The following is a 276-nucleotide window of genomic DNA, read 5'->3' as shown; positions in this document are numbered from 1 at the left end:
CGGTTTCCGCCGGGCGCATCTACACGCCCCGCCATCCCCCACCGACCCCGCCACGCGCTCGCGATGAGACGTAATGACGGTCTCTGGGGCGAGCGGTGTGCTTGGCGTTTTGGCGCACATCGGGGCTGGAGAGGAGGGTCTTGCGGGGCCCGCCGCAAGCCGGCCGCGCGGGCGGCCTTTTGCGGCTTACACGGCGTCTTGCGTCGGGGTGATGGCGCTCTCGCGTGTGGGAGAGGCCGAATCGCTTGCTATTGAAAGCCTGTTGGCATCACGACG

The organism is Achromobacter sp. RW408, assembly GCF_003184165.1.
GTDB lineage: Bacteria > Pseudomonadota > Gammaproteobacteria > Burkholderiales > Burkholderiaceae_B > Achromobacter > Achromobacter xylosoxidans.
Note: the sequence above shows the minus strand (reverse complement) of the source record.